This window comes from Paraburkholderia aspalathi, from assembly GCF_900116445.1.
GTDB lineage: Bacteria > Pseudomonadota > Gammaproteobacteria > Burkholderiales > Burkholderiaceae > Paraburkholderia > Paraburkholderia aspalathi.
This window is the reverse complement of record NZ_FPBH01000003.1, coordinates 318,327-335,762: the sequence shown is the minus strand read 5'-3', so window position 1 is coordinate 335,762 and position 17,436 is coordinate 318,327. Positions and strand designations below refer to the sequence as shown.

8 protein-coding genes are annotated in these 17,436 nt (G+C 61.3%); 6 read left to right on the top strand and 2 right to left on the bottom strand.

Annotation, left to right across the window (positions count from 1 at the left end; translation table 11 throughout):
* The first annotated feature begins 19 nt into the window (after positions 1-19).
* Entirely contained in the window at positions 20-907 is an 888-nt protein-coding gene (locus BM438_RS06455; protein ID WP_093633485.1) for a LysR family transcriptional regulator, read from the top strand.
* A 78-nt stretch (positions 908-985) separates the two neighbouring features.
* On the opposite strand, the gene BM438_RS06450 is transcribed toward BM438_RS06455, so the two are convergent.
* Positions 986-1,552 (bottom strand): helix-turn-helix domain-containing protein, encoded by a 567-nt coding sequence (locus tag BM438_RS06450; RefSeq protein WP_093633484.1) that lies wholly within the window; start codon positions 1,550-1,552, stop codon positions 986-988.
* A 77-nt stretch (positions 1,553-1,629) separates the two neighbouring features.
* The gene (locus BM438_RS06445; RefSeq protein ID WP_093633483.1) at positions 1,630-2,145 is read right to left on the bottom strand and encodes a lipocalin-like domain-containing protein; all 516 of its coding nucleotides are present in this window, start codon (positions 2,143-2,145) and stop codon (positions 1,630-1,632) included.
* Between the two features lie 180 nt (positions 2,146-2,325).
* On the opposite strand from BM438_RS06445, the gene BM438_RS06440 reads away from it, so the two are divergent.
* The 5 genes from BM438_RS06440 (at position 2,326) to BM438_RS06420 (ending at position 17,388) form a co-directional block, all read left to right on the top strand.
* Positions 2,326-3,216: a LysR substrate-binding domain-containing protein gene (locus BM438_RS06440; protein WP_167378319.1), complete on the top strand. Its 891-nt coding sequence runs from the start codon at positions 2,326-2,328 to the stop codon at positions 3,214-3,216.
* 1,405 nt (positions 3,217-4,621) lie between these two features.
* Positions 4,622-5,227, top strand: a complete 606-nt coding sequence (locus BM438_RS44670) for a hypothetical protein (protein ID WP_143131655.1) — start codon at positions 4,622-4,624, stop codon at positions 5,225-5,227.
* Complete coding sequence (locus tag BM438_RS06430; protein ID WP_093633480.1) at positions 5,224-13,755, top strand: calcium-binding protein; 8,532 nt, start codon at positions 5,224-5,226, stop codon at positions 13,753-13,755. Before BM438_RS44670 ends, BM438_RS06430 begins: the two co-directional genes overlap by 4 nt.
* A gap of 85 nt (positions 13,756-13,840) precedes the next feature.
* Complete coding sequence (locus BM438_RS06425) at positions 13,841-15,970, top strand: type I secretion system permease/ATPase (RefSeq protein WP_093633479.1); 2,130 nt, start codon at positions 13,841-13,843, stop codon at positions 15,968-15,970.
* Complete coding sequence (locus BM438_RS06420) at positions 15,967-17,388, top strand: HlyD family type I secretion periplasmic adaptor subunit (protein ID WP_093633478.1); 1,422 nt, start codon at positions 15,967-15,969, stop codon at positions 17,386-17,388. Before BM438_RS06425 ends, BM438_RS06420 begins: the two co-directional genes overlap by 4 nt.
* The last annotated feature ends 48 nt before the right edge of the window (positions 17,389-17,436 follow it).

Below are 17,436 nucleotides of genomic sequence, written 5' to 3'. Positions count from 1 at the left end.
ATGGACATGGATGCATCCAATGCTTGCAAAAACGCAATTCAAACTGGCGCCATCGGACCTGGAAGTCGTGCTGACCCTGACTAGGGCGGGCACCATGGTGGAGGCCGGCAAGCGGCTGGGCGTCGACAGTTCCACTGTGTTCCGGACGATCCGCCGGCTCGAGAAGGGACTCGGCCAGCGCCTGTTCGAGCGGTCGCGTGCGGGCTCACTACCGACCGAGCTGGCATTGAACCTCGTGCAGGGCGCAGAGCAGATCGAGGCGGTGCTGGAAAGCATTCATACCGTCGTGCTGCCGCGGCAGGATGGATTGATCACCGGGACGGTGAGAGTCACCACGACCGATACGATTCTGCATGGGCTGATCCTGCCGGCACTGAAAGGACTGGCGACGAGCCAACCCTTGCTGCAGATCAAGCTCAACGCCAGTAACGAAAAGGTGAGCCTGAGCAAGCGCGATACGGATATTGCGGTGCGGGCGACCAAGCAGCCACCCGATCACCTGGTGGGCAAGCGCCTCGGGCGCATACGCGTGGCCCTTTTCGGTTCCGAGGGGAGTTACATCCCGAAGTTAAGCATGGCTAATTTATCCAGTTATGCCTGGATTGCGCCGGACGAGGCATTGCCGGAGCATCCGTCCGTGCTGTGGCGGAAGCGGCACTACCCGAAGCTTGAGCCGCGATACGAGGTGAATAGCATCGTGTCCGTCGCCGAGGCGATTGCCGCGGGCCTGGGTGTGGGACTGATTCCTTTATTCCTTGCCGAGGGGCGGAGCGACCTCATCCAGTTGTCCGATCCGCTGGATGAGTGCGAAACCCAGCTATGGCTGCTCAGGCATCCGGAGTCGGGGCATATTCGCCGAATCTCGACGGTCTACTCGTATCTGGCCGAACAGCTTGCGCTGGCCTAGCGGCGCGCGAGGCCAGCATCACGTGCGCGATGGGGCCACGTGTCGCGTGAACCGCGGTCGCATGCGTGTCTTGTCGCGCTACAGGAGCCGCGGGGTGCCCGTCCAGACCACGGTGGTTTCCACAGCGCCGCGGTTTGTCCAGTGATGCACCTGGTTCGATGGGTAATACGCTGCGTCCCCGGCGTGCAGGACGAGGGTCTCGCTTTCCAGCGCAAGCGTGAGCTCGCCGGCGATCACGAACAGGGACTCTTCGAGGGCATGGGTGGTGACGGCTGGCTGTTGCGATCCTGCAGGCATCCGCACGAGGATGCTTTGCAACTGACCGTGTGGCAGGGGGGCCGTGAGGTGCGCAAACGAACAGGGCGAACCGGCAAGTCCGAAGAACTGTCGCTGCTCCGAACGCGATACGGATGCATCGGCGGTGTCGACGAAGTACTGCATCGGCATATTCAGCGCGTGGGCGATTTTGGCGAGTGACCGGACCGAAGGCGTCGCCAGATCCCGTTCGACCTGTGACAGGAACGAGGTCGAAAGACCGGCGGCCGTCGCGATCTGATCCAGCGTAAGGTCGACGATACGTCGGCGTGTGCGAATCCGGCTGCCGAGGCCGGGTGTCAGCGACGCGGGGGAGAGCGGTGCATTCATACGGATGGCGATGCGTGGATGGCTTAGGGAGTACCGCCCGGACCATGCCGGGTGGCGCGATATGCGGTGGGGCTGCGTCAGTTCACGTGACGCCAGACCGACACCGGGACATCACCGTTGGATCGTGCGGGAACGGTATAGCTCAGCGTGCCGTCCTTCAACTCGTATATGCGTACCTGATCGGTGCCTTCCCAGTTCGGGTAGGACGCCTTGTGGATATGGAACGTCAACGCCTTGCGAAGCGGGTCCGAACTGAGCGTGCCGAAATGCGTGCTGAGGCCGAGCACGGCCGCCCGATATTCGTCCGGCGTTGCCGTTTCCTTGTCGCCGGACGCGAACGGCCTGCGTTCGCTGTTGAAGATCTGCAGGGAATAATGTCCTTGGCCGTCGATGAAGAGCATGCCTTTCGGCGCCGGGCCGTAGTCGTGGGTACGCGTACCGTCTTTATGCTGTACGTCGGCGCTCACTAGGGTCCAGGTGCCGACGAGCGGAGAGTCGATGGCACCCATTTCGGCGCGGACCGGTGCCGCTGCGATCGCCAGTCCCGCGAGGGCAGCAGCGCAGCTGATCTTGGAAAATACATGGTTTTTCATGATCAGGAGTCCTTCTAATAGTTATGAGGATTGCGTGACTGCATAACAAATCTAAATAGGCCACGATTATTGGGGACAGTTAGATTTGGGAATAATGTTGTCCACGCTCGGAAAATTACGCCAAGCAGACAAAGAATAAAATACAATAATTCCGTTCGCATATATCGGAAAAACTGAACGATGCCAACGAATCTGGACATGGATGTCCTGCGTACCGTCGTCATCGCCCATCGGCTTGGTAGCTTCAACAAGGCCGCGGAACACATCGGGCGATCACAATCGGCGGTGAGTCAGCAAATTCACAAGCTGGAAGAGCAGGTGGGGGTGCCGCTGTTCGTCAAGCAGGGACGCGGGCTGGCTTTGACCGAAGCAGGCGATGTCATGCTGGCGTACGCGCAGCGCATGCTCGATCTGAATGACGAGGTGGTGGCGACGATACGCGGGCGGGCCGTGGCCGGCCGCGTACGATTCGGCTTGCCCCCGGACTTTGCGGAAGCCTGGCTGCCGGCAGCGCTGGGACGTTTCAAGCGGGCCCACCCGTCGGTCCTGATCGACGTTGTGGTGGATGCCAATCGACGGCTCCTTGAGCGCCTCGACAGCGAGGAACTGGACCTGGTTCTTGCACTCGGAAGCGACAGCCGCAAGGACGCGGAAGTCGTTGCCGCGTTGCCGTTTGTCTGGATCGGTCCCGCCGCGTCCACACCGATCTGGGAGCCGGGCGAACCGGTCCCGCTCGTCGCGTTTGAGGCACCCTGCTTTTTCCGCAAACGGGCACTCGACACGCTGGACCAGGCCGGGATCGCATGGCGCATCGCCTTCACCAGCCCGAGTCTTCACGGTTTATGGGCGGCTATCGAAGCCGGTCTCGGCGTCACGGTGCGCACACCGTTGGGCCTGCCGGATCGACTTCGCGTGTGGAGTGAGGCGAGCGGTTTGCCGCAAATTGTGAGTGGACCACTCAGGGCCTGTCTGCATACACGACACCGGACGATGGAGCCGGCATTGGCCCAGTTCAAGGCGGTCGTGCTGGAGACGATGACCGATCAGCTGGGCGACGCTCTGGCGGCCTGACGCGTTGGGCACGCAAGGCAAAGGCAAGCAGGCGCTCAGCGCGGCGACGAGACACGATTTGCACGTGCTCCTGTTCTTCAATGAGGGACACGCCCCGACTCCCATCTTTGAAAATCAGGTGCCGGCGCTTCAGATTGGACTACGTCGGCACGCACCCTCTCTTTTGATCGTCAGGCAGACGAGTACGCGGTGCTCGGCGAGAGGACATTCGTGGCGCGCTTAGCCCGTCTAGATGCGGTGTTGAAACTGAGAACTGGATGGCAGCATCGATTCGGGAAACCATGTCGTAATACTTATGACCATCGAATTCCCGGGCACCAACGGAGGAACCCTTGCTAATCTCAATGCGTTATATCGCCGAGAAGCTGAAAATCGGGGATGACATAGAGATGGCGGTGGTCAAGATCAAAGGAGAGCAGGTCAGCGTGGGCTACGCGGCGTCGGGGATGTCGAGGTGTATCGGCAAGAAATCTATCAGTGAGTCCACATCAGTCACTCATCCTCGCGCTCAACACGGCAGCCGGAGTCGCCGCACTCCATGCAGGTTCACCGCTCTTACGGCACGGTTCGTTGCCCATCCAAAGCTCGGCGATTTAGGCAGGGGCGCTGTGTCTGAGCGAGACACGCTGCGCACCAAGTGACGCCCCTTCTGCACGATCAGGCGAAATTGAGGCGTGCAATTTCCTGCAAAAATGGGCGTGGACCCTGTCAGCCGACGCCGTGTCGTGTTGCCAGATTTCGCCTACACGCCGAAGCTGAGCATTCCATAACTCCGCAATTAAATTGATGATCCAGTCGCTGGGCCGGGGCCGTGCCGGCCATTCGCAAAATCTTGCGCGTTGACAATTGTTCCAGGTTTACGGCCAGATTAAATCTGCCGGGCAATCCGGGTGCATGGAAGGATCAATCGTGACAACGGTGGGCAACGGACGTTGTGGGACAAGGATTGGGCGGAGCAGCAGGCGTTTGGCCGTGCCTGTGGGCACTGATAGCGCCAAGATCTCGGCACGATCGAATCTGACGCCCACGCAGCACCGCCAATGTTTCAGTACTGCCAGTCTCCATCTCTGTGCAAAACCAGGTTTCTGACACCGCCTGTGGAAATTGTGCGGTCGCATCGAGAGCACGCAGTGACGCCGCATCGCTCGTCTTTTCTAGAGTCGTTTTCCCCGGTATTTCCATGCACTTCCAGAGATGACGTGGTGACAATCTCAATGCCAGATCTTGCTCTATCAGTAGGTCGCCGCCGGTTCCGTCGTGGGAAACAAAGATGCAGAAAACTCGCGGCATGCATACGCCCGGGTATGCCGCCGCCTCACATTCCTGTGTGTGAATTGAAAAAAGAAAAAGCATTCGATGGAAGTCATTTTAAGGTCGTATTCAACGCAAATGTAGAGGTGGCGCAATGAAAATTTTGATTAAAAATACTGCCTCATTATTCAGCCGTGATCGATCAAATAATGGAAGAACAAGATTAATAATTCTGGTGCTGTGTATATGCCTGGACATTCTCTTGCTGCAGGGATGCAGCAACCCGCAGGCGCCGGAGCCCAAAGCTAATCCCGACCCGCGCGTAACTTCGCATGTGAAGATCACCGTGGAAGAAGGTTCGGGTGTTGATCATGTTGAGGTGAAGTCGATATGGGTAGTGGGCCATCTCGCGTGTGCGCCGATTCGACAGCCCTCGGGCAGTTATGTGACCAAGCAAGTCGAGGTTCCTGAAAAGGTAGAGAAAGTCGGATCGTATTACTTGGCCACTGTCATCAATGATCGTTTCCTGCCCGATGCGTGTAAATGGATCGGAGATAGCTATGAGATAAGACTAATGCATGGAAACACACTGCTTGCAACAGCTGGTGCCGCGCCGAATGATTTTGAAAAATCTGACACGCGGGAATTAACATGTGTGCCGCCACCCGATTTTCCTACCTGTTTTTTGAGATCAAAAGAAGCTTTTCTTAGAAGTCACTTTAAAGGTGTATTTAACATTACTGTGGAGGAAATGGAATGACCATCCCCTTGGCCAATTTCATCGGCTTCGCCAACCTTGTCTACGGTAATCCGCTCCCGACGGTTGGTTCTACGCTTACACTCAACGGTGATGAGTATCAGGTTTACGATACCAAGGATGATGCGTCGACGAGCTATCAAGGCATGATTCTGCTCGATCAAACGACCAACTCCATGATCGTCGTCAATCGCGGTACGCAAGAGCCTTTTGACGCTTATACCGACACCCAAATGGCGTTGACTGCTGTCAACAACCAGTGGCCGGATGCGCTCAGTCTCGCGCAAGAAGCCGCGAATTACGCTTCGTCTCACGAGATAAGCACAGTCTACTCCGTTGGTCATTCCTTGGGCGGCACTCTCACGCAACTGCAGGCCGTAAAGTTTGGCTGGGTCGGCGTGACATTTAATGCTTATGGCGCGGGCGAGGTCTTCAATCAGCTGAATTTCCCCCTTAGCCCAGCTGCCAACATAACGAACTACCGCACCATGTTCGATGTGGTGTCTGACGTCTCGACGCAGCTCGGGAGTTCCCCCATCACGATCGAAACTCCAGCAGATCGTGCTTTGCTTGATTCACAGAATTTTCTATCGCCATCAGGTGTCCAAAATCTGATCACGACGATTTTCGGTGACCATGGCATTGTCAATTTCTCTGATCCCAATAGCGATGTATCCGGATCAGACAATGGCGGGGATCATATCTTCGCGGAAGCGACCGCCTTCAACCTGCCTCCCCCGTCGAGCCAGTTGGTCGCGCTTACGGAAGACTATGTTGCGGGGGTTGCGGGGTCGCTGAAGCTTGCACTGCTTGGTAACAAACCCGTCGGCAACCTAAGCGTAGCGCAGGCGGCGGCGGAAGCCTGGCAGCTCCTTAGCGGCAATGCGGTATCGGGCATTCAGGCGATCGTGCCGACCGATTCAGCGCTGCTGACGAATGCGCTGAACCCGTCCGCGTCGAATAACACTTACCGTGCGGCCTTGGTGGCGCTTAGTCCGGTAGCGCTGCAAGGGGTGGATGCCAGTCTTCTGACGCCTTTTTCACTGTGGACCCCAGGCCAGACCTCGGGTTTGACTGCGCATTATCTGATAGCCAGAAACGACATGGTGTCCGCCATGGTGATGTTGGCCGGAACTGGCCAGACGGCGGGTGGTTCCCTTCATACCAACACCCCCAATTCCTACGTTTTCTCCGATCTCTCGCAATCGAGCAGCCCGCTCTACACGATCATCGGAAACGGTCATGGCAATAGCTATGATGTTGTCTTCGGGGACGACGCGGGTGATGTTCTGTCAGCCGCTGCTGGCGCGGTTGCAGAGCTTTTTGGCGGCAGCGGAGCCGATACTCTAAGCGGCGGTACGGCGAGTAGTACGCTGGAGGGCGGGGCTGGTGTAGACACTTACATTATTGACGGCGACGGTTCTGGCGTGGATTCCATTTTGGATACCGACGGTCAGGGCAAGATCGAATGGCAATCCGGAGGAGTAACCGAGTTGTTGACTGGAGGGACCCCAGAGGACGGCGCCTCGACCTGGACCTCTTCTGATGGCTCGATCACCTACTCCATGGACCTCGCGGCTGACGGCAGCCATGAGCTGGAGGTTCTTTCCAAGAATAAGATCGCCTACGTTGATGATTTTACGAATGGTGAATTTGGCATCCAGCTGAGTGAAGGCACATCTGAACCAAGTGGTCCAAGCAATCTCACGCAGCTCAACGATCTTGGGCTGGTAGGGAATACGACTGCAGGCGGCGATGCTCAACATGTGTATGAGAACGATGTGGTCGGCAGTCCTGTCGATACCATTTATGGGGGAGACAGTTCCGTCAGCAACTTCCCCAACGAGATCATTGGCGACGGCAATGCGCACGAGATATCGGCTGGCAACGGCAACAATACGGTGCTGCTGGGTCGCTTCGATCAACGGGCAACGGTTGCCCTGCCGACGGCCATAAACGCCACAGTGCAGGGCGGCACGGGCAATCAAACTCTGATCGGGGTGGGGAACGGTAGCGAAACCATTGCCGGTGGCGCGATTGGCAGCAACACCTCAGCCCATACAGATATCGATGGCGGTGGCGCCACGGGATTGCTCGAGGGCGGCGGCCAGAACAGCATTATCTACGGCGGTACCGGCGCGGACACGCTCATGGCGAGTTCTGCGAGCGAAACGTCTCCCGCTGGCTTCAATCCGTTCACGATCGAAATGGCCGGTCTATCGTTCTGGGGCGATGCCTACAGTTCGCAGACCGATGACGGCAAGTCGTACACGTTGGGTTCGCTGCCGCAAATCGCGTGGTCGTGGACAACTGCCGACGATTTCCAGATCAATCTGTCGCCGTATCAGGTCGACGGCAGCTATGCCGATCCGTTCGGTCTGCTGGGTTCCGCGCTCGATTCCGGTGTGGCCGGTGGCTCATCGTCCTTACCAGGCAGCCTTTTGGAAGGCGGCAGTGGACAGGACTGGTTGATCGGCAATCAAGGCAACGACACGATTGTGGGAGGCGATCCCCTGGCCCCGGTGAACGGCACCCTGGACGAGGTGTTGGCAGGAGGCGCTGGCGCTGACGCGATCCACGCCGGCGGGGGCACCGAATTCATCTATGCCGACATGAATCCCGGTGCTGTCTCAGGTTGGGCCGACCTCGATGCGGGCCATGCAGATACGATCTATGGCGGATCGGGTGCCGACTACATTTATGGGTCGGGCGGAAACGACGTGATCTATGGCGGTACCGGCGACTACAACATTCATACGGGCAACGGTAACGCGTACGTCGACACCGGATCCGGCAACGCCAGTGTCTACGGTGGCACAGGTAACGACACGATCGTCGTCGATGGCCTGAGTGACGCCATTCAGACCGGCAGCGGCAACGCTTATGTGCAGATCGCGAGTGGTCTCTCGACGATTACTGCGGGTGCCGGCGACGACACGATCGAAGCGGATGGAGGCACGGCGCAGATTATCGGGGGTAGCGGCTATGTCACCGTCATTGCCGGCACCAGCGCGGGCTCGGACACAATTCAGGCGGGTACCGGCGGCGCGACCGTGCAACTGGTCGATGGATTAAACGAATCGGCGTTGATCGCCCGTGACGTGAATGGTGACTTGGTTTTGTCCGATCATGGCTTCGACGCGCAAATCACCGTAGCGGGCTACTTCGCGAACAAAGCGGGAGTCTCGTTGCAGTTCGAGGATGGTACAACCTGGGGGGCTTCGCAGATCCTCGCGGCAACAACGACACCGAGTGCGGACGGCAGCAATGACACGCTGGTGGGCTCCGATGGTAACGACAGCATCACGGCGGGTTTCGGTGATACCTGGGTCGTTGGCACCTCGGGTAACAATACGCTGAGTGGTGGCGCTGGCAACGACACGATCCAGGGTGGCAGCGGCACCGACCTGATCACAGGTGGCTCGGGTACGACGCAAATCGTCGGCGGTGCGGGCCGGGAAACCTATCTTTTCAATGCAGGGGGCGGCTCTGACACCATCTGGGAAAACGCCACGGTGGCCGGCTCGGACACGCTTCGTTTCGGCGCGGGCATTGACGCTTCTGCGGTGACCTACGGCTACGGCACATCATCGAACGACCTGTTGATTCATCTCGGCTCGGCCAATACATCGACGATCACGGTCGCCAATTTCTTCTCGGCACAGGCCGATCAGCACCGGATCACGGCGTTTACGTTCGCCGATGGCACGACGATGTCGTATTTGCAGGTGCTGCAACAGGCGAGCGCCATCGACGGCACGACCGGCAACGACAATCTGTCCGGTACGGCGGGCGTGAACTATTTCGATGGCAAGGGCGGCAACGACGACGAAGTGGGCTACGGCGGCAACGATACCTTCGTGTTCAATGCCGGCTACGGCCATCTGGAAATCAACGAGGGCTATGTCAACGGACAGCAGCCTGTGCTGCAACTGGGCACGGGGATTGCCGCATCGGCGCTCCACGTTTCCTCCGATGGGGCCAGCCTCTATCTTACTGATGGCATCAGTGGCGACCAGATTCTATTGAACAGCATGCAGGCGACGGCCAACGTCGGCGTCGCGCTGGTGCAGCTGGCGGACGGCACCACGTTGACCGCGGCGCAGTTGTTGCAGATGGAGATGGCGGGCACGACCGGAAATGACACCCTGTATGGCACGACAGGCGCGGACCTGCTCGACGGCAAGGGTGGTAACGATTCGATCACCGGCCACGGCGGCAATGACACCTTCGTGTTCGATAGCGGCTATGGCCATCTGGAGATCAACGAGACCTACACGACGGGCCAGCAGCCGGTATTACAACTGGGGCCGGGTATCACGGCATCCAACTTGCAGGTTACGCAGGATCCCTATGGATCCAATGTCATCCTGACCGACGGCGTGAGCGGCGATCAGGTCACCCTGGACGACGCGCTGGTATACAGCGGCGATGGCGTACAAAGCGTGGCCTTGGCCGATGGGACGACCCTCACCGCGACGCAGCTGGCCCAGTTGGCTCGTCAGATCAATGGCACGACGGGCAATGACACGTTGAGCGGTACGTCCGTCGCGAACGATTTTGACGGCAAGGGTGGCAACGATGTCGAATACGGCGACGGCGGCAACGATACCTTCGTGTTCAACTCCGGCTACGGGCAGCTGGAGATTTCCGAGAATTACTTGAATGGCCAGCAGCCCGTGTTGCAGCTGGGTCCGGGCATCACTGCATCAGCGTTGCATGTGACGACCGATGCGCTGGGTCGCAACCTCTACCTGACCGATGGCGTCAGTGGCGACCAGATCATGCTGGATTCCATGATGCAAAACAGTAGTGCAGGCGTAGCGGCCGTGCAGCTGCCCGATGGGACGACGCTGACGCGCGCCCAGTTGATCCAGCTGGAAGCGGCGGGGGGTAGCACCGGCAACGACATGCTGGTGGGAACCTCGGGTGCCGAGCTGTTCGATGGTAAGGGCGGCAACGATACCGTCAATGGTCAAGGCGGTAACGATACGTTCGTGTTCGATGCCGGATATGGCGATCTGACCATTGACGAGTATTACTCCGCGGGCCAGCAACCGGTGCTGCAACTTGGGGTCGGCATCGCGGCTTCGGCGCTGCATGTCACGACCAATGGGATCAACCTCGTATTGACCGATGGCGTGAGCGGCGACCAGATCACGCTGGATGGCATGTGGAACGGCAGCAACTACGGCGTCGCGTCGGTGGCACCGGCCGATGGCACCACTTTGACCCAGGCGCAGCTGTTCCAGATGGAGATGACGGGATCGTCGGGGAACGACACCCTGTATGGCACCACCGGTGCAGATCGGATCGACGGCAAGGGTGGCAGCGACTCGGTAAACGGGAATGCTGGCAATGACACCTTCGTGTTTGATGAAGGATACGGCCAACTGGCGATCAGTAACATCTATGCCAATGGCGAGCAACCCGTACTTCAGCTCGGCGCAGGCATCACCACCGCGACGCTGCACGCGAGCACCGATGGGATGAATGTGATTCTCACCGATGGCGTCAATGGCGACCAGATCACGTTGGACAACATGTGGAGCTATAGCGACCGAGGCGTCGCAGCCGTGCAGTTGGCGGATGGAACGACGCTCACCGCGGCGCAGCTGGTTCCGCTGGCGATCGCCGGGCAGGCGACCACCGGCAATGACACGATCTACGGCAGTACCGGCGCGGACCTGTTCGATGGCAAGGGCGGCAGTGACTCCATCCTGGGCGAAGGCGGCAACGATACGTTCGTCTTCGATGCCGGTTACGGGCAACTCTACATCAACGAAAATTATTCAGCGGGACAGCAGCCCGTGCTGCAGTTGGGGAGCGGCATCACGGCCGTGGCGTTGCATGTGACCTCGCCTAACGGATATGACCTGGTGCTGTCGGACGGCATCAGCGGTGATCAGGTCACTTTGGGGTACATGCTTGAAGGCATTGGCTCGCTGGGGGTACAGACCGTCCAGTTGGCCGATGGTACGACCCTGACCGCGGCGCAACTGGTCCAGATGGAAACGACCGGCACGACCGGCAACGACACACTCTACGGCACGTCGGGTGCGGACCAATTCGACGGCAAGGGCGGCACGGATTACGCGGTCGGTCACGGCGGCAATGACACGTTCGTGTTCAACACCGGCTACGGCACGCTGGACATCAACGAGAATTATTCGAGCAGTCAGCAGCCGATATTGCAGCTTGGCGCGGGCATCACGGCCGCCACGCTGCATGTGGCCGATAGTGGGCCGAACAATCTTTTGCTCACCGATGGCATCAGCGGCGATCAGGTCATTCTGGAAGGCATGGCATCGTCCAGCACCGCCGGTGTCTCGGAAGTGCTGTTCTCCGACGGCACCGCCTTGACGCGAGCCCAGCTGCTGCAGAAGCAGGTCACCGATGCGCAGACCATCACTGGTACCTCCGGACCGGACAATCTAACGGGGACCGCAGACGCCAACCTGATCGATGGCAAGGGTGGCAACGACACGGTCACCGGGAATGGCGGCAGCGATACCTTCGTCTTCGACGAGGGCTATGGCCAACTCAGCATCTACGAGAACTACACCAGCGGTCAGCAGCCCGTGTTGCAACTGGGCGCGGGGATCACGGCAGCGACGTTGATCGTCACCACCGACGGCAATGAAACGAACCTGACCTTGACCGATGGCATCAGTGGCGACCAGATTTTCCTTTCCAACATGCTTTACAGCAACGGCAGCGCGGGCGTGCAGCAAGTGCAGTTTGCCGATGGCACCACGCTGACCGCCGCACAGTTGATTAAAGAGGTGGTCATCACCGGTACGACAGGGAACGACACGCTCTATGGCATGTACGGTGGCAGCAAGATCGACGGCAAAGGTGGCAAGGACCTCGAGGTAGGAGACGGCGGCGGTAGCGATACCTTTGTCTTCAATAGCGGCTACGGCAAGCTGGAGATCAACGAGTCCTATGGCGGCAGCGCGCAGCCCGTGCTGCAACTGGGCACGGGGATTACGGCCGCGGCGCTGCATGTCACGACCAACGGCACGAATCTTGTGCTGACGGACGGGGTCAGCGGCGACCAGGTCACGCTGGACAGCATGTGGAGTTCCACCACCCATGGCGTGGCGACGGTGCAGTTGTCCAATGGTTCGTCGCTGACCCGGGCACAGCTGATCGCGATGGAGATGGCCGGCGGCACGACCGGCAAGGACACCTTGTACGGTACCGCGGGCGCCGAGACGCTGGACGGCAAAGGTGGCGGCGACCTGGTCTACGGGGCGGGCGGCAACGACACCTTCATCTTCAACAGCAAGTACGGTCACCTGGAAATCAACAATACCTTCAGCAGCGGACAGACGCCGGTCCTGAAGCTGGGAACAGGCATCTCCTCCACGGCGATCAAGGTAACGCACAGCGGCAATAACCTGATCCTGACCGATGGCGTCAGCGGCGACCAGATCACCCTGGACGGCATGTGGAGCAGCAGCACCAGTGGCGTCACTTCGGTCATGCTGGCCGATGGCACGACGCTGACGCGCGCCCAGCTGATCCAGAAGGGCGGCGGCTCCGCGTCATCGACGACGCCGGTCGCGCGTTCGACGTCGACGGACCAGATGCTCGCTAGTGTCGCTGATCCGGCGAACGGTGCGGAAGAGCCGGTGATCGGCGGGACCACGGCTGTCGCTACTCCGCCATCCACCACGGCATCCTCCGCCGCGATCAATCACGTCATCGGCGCGGGCAACATCGTGATGCCGGGATCCGGCGCCGCGGCACCCACAGCGTCTGCCGCCGGCCATGGCCTGCCTGTATCGACCTCGCCAGCGACGTCGCATGCAACATCCGCCAAGGCGCCCAGCACAGGTGGCGGTCACGCTGCGTCACTGCTGGCTGTGTCGGCCACGTCGTCGCGCGACAATGCACCCGCATTTTCGCCGCTGCCGCTGGCGGCGACGGCCTTCATCGCGCCGGGTCTTCATGTTTCCACGCCCGGCCCGGTGGCCGAGCCCGATGAAGGTGCTCGGCTCACCACCGGCGCGCCGACGGACTCGATCACCCGCGACCCCAATGATGCCGATGCGTGGATGGCGCCAGACAACGAGGCCGGGAACGCAGACGCGGGCGGCACCGCACCGCGTGGTGCCCGCGGATTCGACCGGGACGCCACGGTCTCGCGGCCGCAGGCACGCCGCCAGCTGCTGGGCCGTACCGCCGATGCCGCCAACGACATGATCAAGGCGCTGACTGCACAGGGTGGCCTGCGACTGTCCGGCCTGGAATCGGCCACGGAAGGGCGGGCGTCGCAGATCCAGATGCAGGACGGCACCGTGTGGTCGTTGAGCACGCTGGACAAGGCGCTGTCGGCATCGGCCACGGCCGGTCGGAGTGCACGATCAGTGACTCCGACTGCCTTCGGCTCGGCCGATCTGGCGCACGCGCAATTGATCAGCGCGATGGCCGCGTTCGGTCCGGTGGCATCGGCGAGCAGCTCGCTGCCGCCGACGGTCTCCGACGCCGACGCGATCACGCTGGCGGTTCGGGCGCACTAGACCCTAGGCATAAGGCGGTAAGTACGAGAAGGAGGGGGCGGGCTCGCTGAGCCGCCCCCGGCATGATGTGAAGGACGGTAGATTTATGGATATCCCCGAGACGGCTACCGCCGTCGACAGTGGCCTGGCCTGCCTAATGGTGCTGGCGCGCTTCCATGGCGTCGCCGCGGACCCGGTGCAACTGGCGCATACGTTCCAGGAGAGCGGCCGCCCCTTCGGGACGCCGCAGATTCTCCTGGCCGCCAAGTCGCTGCAGCTGAAGGCCAAGCCGGTGTCGTCCAGCGTGGATCGGCTGATGAAGCTGCCGCTGCCGGCGATCGCCGTGGGCGCCGAGGGCGATTTCTTTGTGCTCGCGCGTGCGGACGAGCAGGGCGTGCTGATCCACGATCCGAAGCAACCGAAGCCGCAACTGCTCTCCCACGCGCAGTTGCAGCAGCGCTGGGCGGGTCGGTTGATCCTGCTGGCCTCGCAGGCCTCGATTGCCGGCGAGTTCGCCCGCTTCGACTTCAGCTGGTTCATCCCGGCGGTGGTGAAGTACCGCAAGCTGCTCGGCGAGATCCTCGTCGTGTCGTTCTTCCTGCAATTGATCGGGCTGGTCACGCCGCTGTTCTTCCAGGTGGTGATGGACAAGGTGCTGGTGCACCGCGGCCTGACCACGCTGGACGTCATTGCCGTGGGGCTGTTGTTCTGCTCGATTTTCGAATCGCTGCTGAGTGCACTGCGCACCTATGTGTTCTCGCATACCACCAGCCGGATCGACGTCGAACTCGGCGCGCGTCTGTTCCGGCACCTGGTCGCGTTGCCGCTGGCGTATTTCCAGGCGCGCCGGGTCGGCGATTCCGTGGCGCGGGTGCGTGAGCTAGAGAACATCCGCAGTTTCCTGACCGGCAATGCGATCACCCTGGTGATGGATGTGCTCTTCTCGTTCGTGTTCATCGGCGTGATGCTGGTGTACAGCGGCTGGCTGACCTTGGTGGTGGTCGCCTCGTTGCCGCTGTACGTACTGCTGTCGGTGCTGCTAACGCCGGCCCTGCGCGCGCGACTGCGCGAGAAATTCAATCGCGGCGCGGAGAACCAGGCGTTCCTGGTTGAGACGATCAGCGGCATCCAGACGTTGAAGGCGATGGCGGTCGAGCCGCAGATCGCGCGCCAGTGGGATAACCAGATCGCGGGCTACGTCAGCTCCGGGTTCCGCACCGTGGCCTTGGGCACCGCCGCGCGCGAGGGTGTGAATTTCGTCGGCAAGCTGGTCACCGTGGTAACGATCTGGATGGGCGCGCGACTGGTCATTGATGGCGCGCTGACCGTGGGCGAACTGATTGCCTTCAATATGCTCGCCAGCCGTGTCGCGCAGCCGATCATGCGCATCGCGCAGCTGTGGACCGACTTTCAGCAGACCGGTATTTCGATGCAGCGGCTGGGCGACATCCTCAATGCGCCGACCGAGGCCCCCGCCTCGAACCGCAGCCCGCTGCCCGTGTTGGACGGTCACATCGAGCTCGACGCGGTGAGCTTCCGCTACCGTCCGGACACCCCGGAAGTCCTGCAGGGTGTCAGCCTAATTATCCAGCCGGGTGAGGTGATCGGCATCGTCGGCCGCTCGGGTTCGGGCAAGAGCACGCTGACCAAGCTGGTCCAGCGCCTGTACGTGCCGGAGCGCGGTCGCATCCTGATCGACGGGATGGACCTGGCGATGGTAGAGGTGTCCTCGCTGCGCCGGCAGATCGGCGTCGTGCTGCAGGAAAACGTGCTGTTCAATCGCACCGTGCGCGAGAACATCGCGCTGGCCGATCCCGGCGCGCCGCTGGACGATGTGATCGCCGCCGCCAAGCTGGCCGGCGCCCATGAGTTCATCCTGGAACTGCCCGAGGCCTACGACACGATGGTCGGGGAGCAGGGCTCCTCGCTGTCGGGCGGCCAGCGGCAGCGCATCGCGATCGCCCGGGCCCTGCTGTGCAACCCACGCATCCTGATCTTCGACGAGGCGACCAGTGCACTCGACTACGAATCCGAACGCATCATCCAGGCCAATATGCGCGACATCTGCCGGGGCCGCACGGTCATCATCATCGCGCATCGCCTCTCGGCCGTGCGCGACGCCCAGCGCATCATCGTGATGGACCATGGCCGCATCGTGGAGCAGGGCAGTCATGGCGAACTGCTCGAGCGTCAGGCCGGCCACTACGCCCGGCTCTACCGGTTGCAGCAGGTATGAGTGCCTTGCACGCGTTACGCGACCTGCGCCGTCGCTATGCCGAGGTCTTCACGGCGGCGTGGTCGACCCGGCGCAGCCTGGACACGGTGCCGCGGCTGCGCCATGAGAGCGAGTTCCTGCCGGCGGCCTTGGCACTGCGCGAGACACCGGTGCATCCGGCACCGCGCATCGCGATGGGTACGATCATCGCCTTGCTGCTGATCGCCGTGGTCTGGGCCAGCGTCGGCAAGGTGGACGTGGTCGCCACCGCGCCGGGAAAGATCATCCCGAATGGCAGCGTCAAGACCATCCAGCCGCAGGACACCGCGGTGGTGACGGCCATCCACGTCAAGGACGGCCAGCGCGTCAGGCAGGGCGATCCACTGATCGACCTGGACGCGACGGATGCGACCTCCGATGCGGCGCACGCGCAATCCGACCTCACCGCGACGCGCGACGAGATCGCCCGCGCCCAGGCGATGCTCGAGGCGATCGACCACGATCATGCGCCGACGCTGGCGGCCTCCGCCTCGCTGGGCTCGCCGGAGGCCCAGCGCGCGGAACAGCATGTGCTGGAAGGGGAATATGCGGACTACACCAGCAACCTGGCCAAGCTGCAGGCGGATATCGCCCAGAGCGAGGCCAGCCTGCATGAAACCGACGACGAGATCCGCAAGCTCACCGGCACCTTGCCCATCGAGCAACACAAGGAACGGGACTATGCCGAGCTGGTCGGCAAGGGCTACGTCGGCAAGCACGACTACTACAACGAGCAGCAGGCCGTGATCCAGATGGAGCAGGACCTGGCCGCGCAGCGATCCAAGCGGCAGGAGACCGGGGCGGCGCTGACCTCGGCGTCGCGGAAACGCGACGCCTACGTGGCCGACGTGCGGCGGACCTGGCTAGAGAAGATCCACGATGACGGCCCGAAGGCCGAGGGCTTGGCGCAAGACCTGGCCAAGGCCAGCCAGCACCGGCGCCTGATGCGGCTGACCGCGCCGGTGGACGGTGTCGTGCAGCAGCTCGCCGTGCATACGGTGGGCGGCGTGGTGACTCCCGCGCAGACCCTGTTGACCTTGGTGCCCGAGGGGCAGCGGTTGCTGGTGGAGGCCATCGTCGACAACCAGGACATCGGTTTCGTGAAGGAAGGCCAGCGCGCCGAAATCAAGGTGGAGACCTTCCCCTTCGCACGCTACGGCACCCTGCACGGCACCATCGTGCAGGTGTCCAACGATGCCAAGCAGGACGACAAGCTGGGGCTGATCTTCACCGCGGAAGTGAGCTTGCCCGAGGACACCATGCAGGTCGACGATCGCTTGATTCATCTAACCCCCGGCATGGCGGTGACCGCCGAGATCAAGACCGGCCGCCGGCGCCTGATCAGCTATGTGCTCAGCCCGCTGATCCAGCACACCAGCGAAAGCCTGCACGAGCGTTGATGACGCCCGCACCCGCTATGGCCCCTCACTTTCCATCCAACGGTCCCT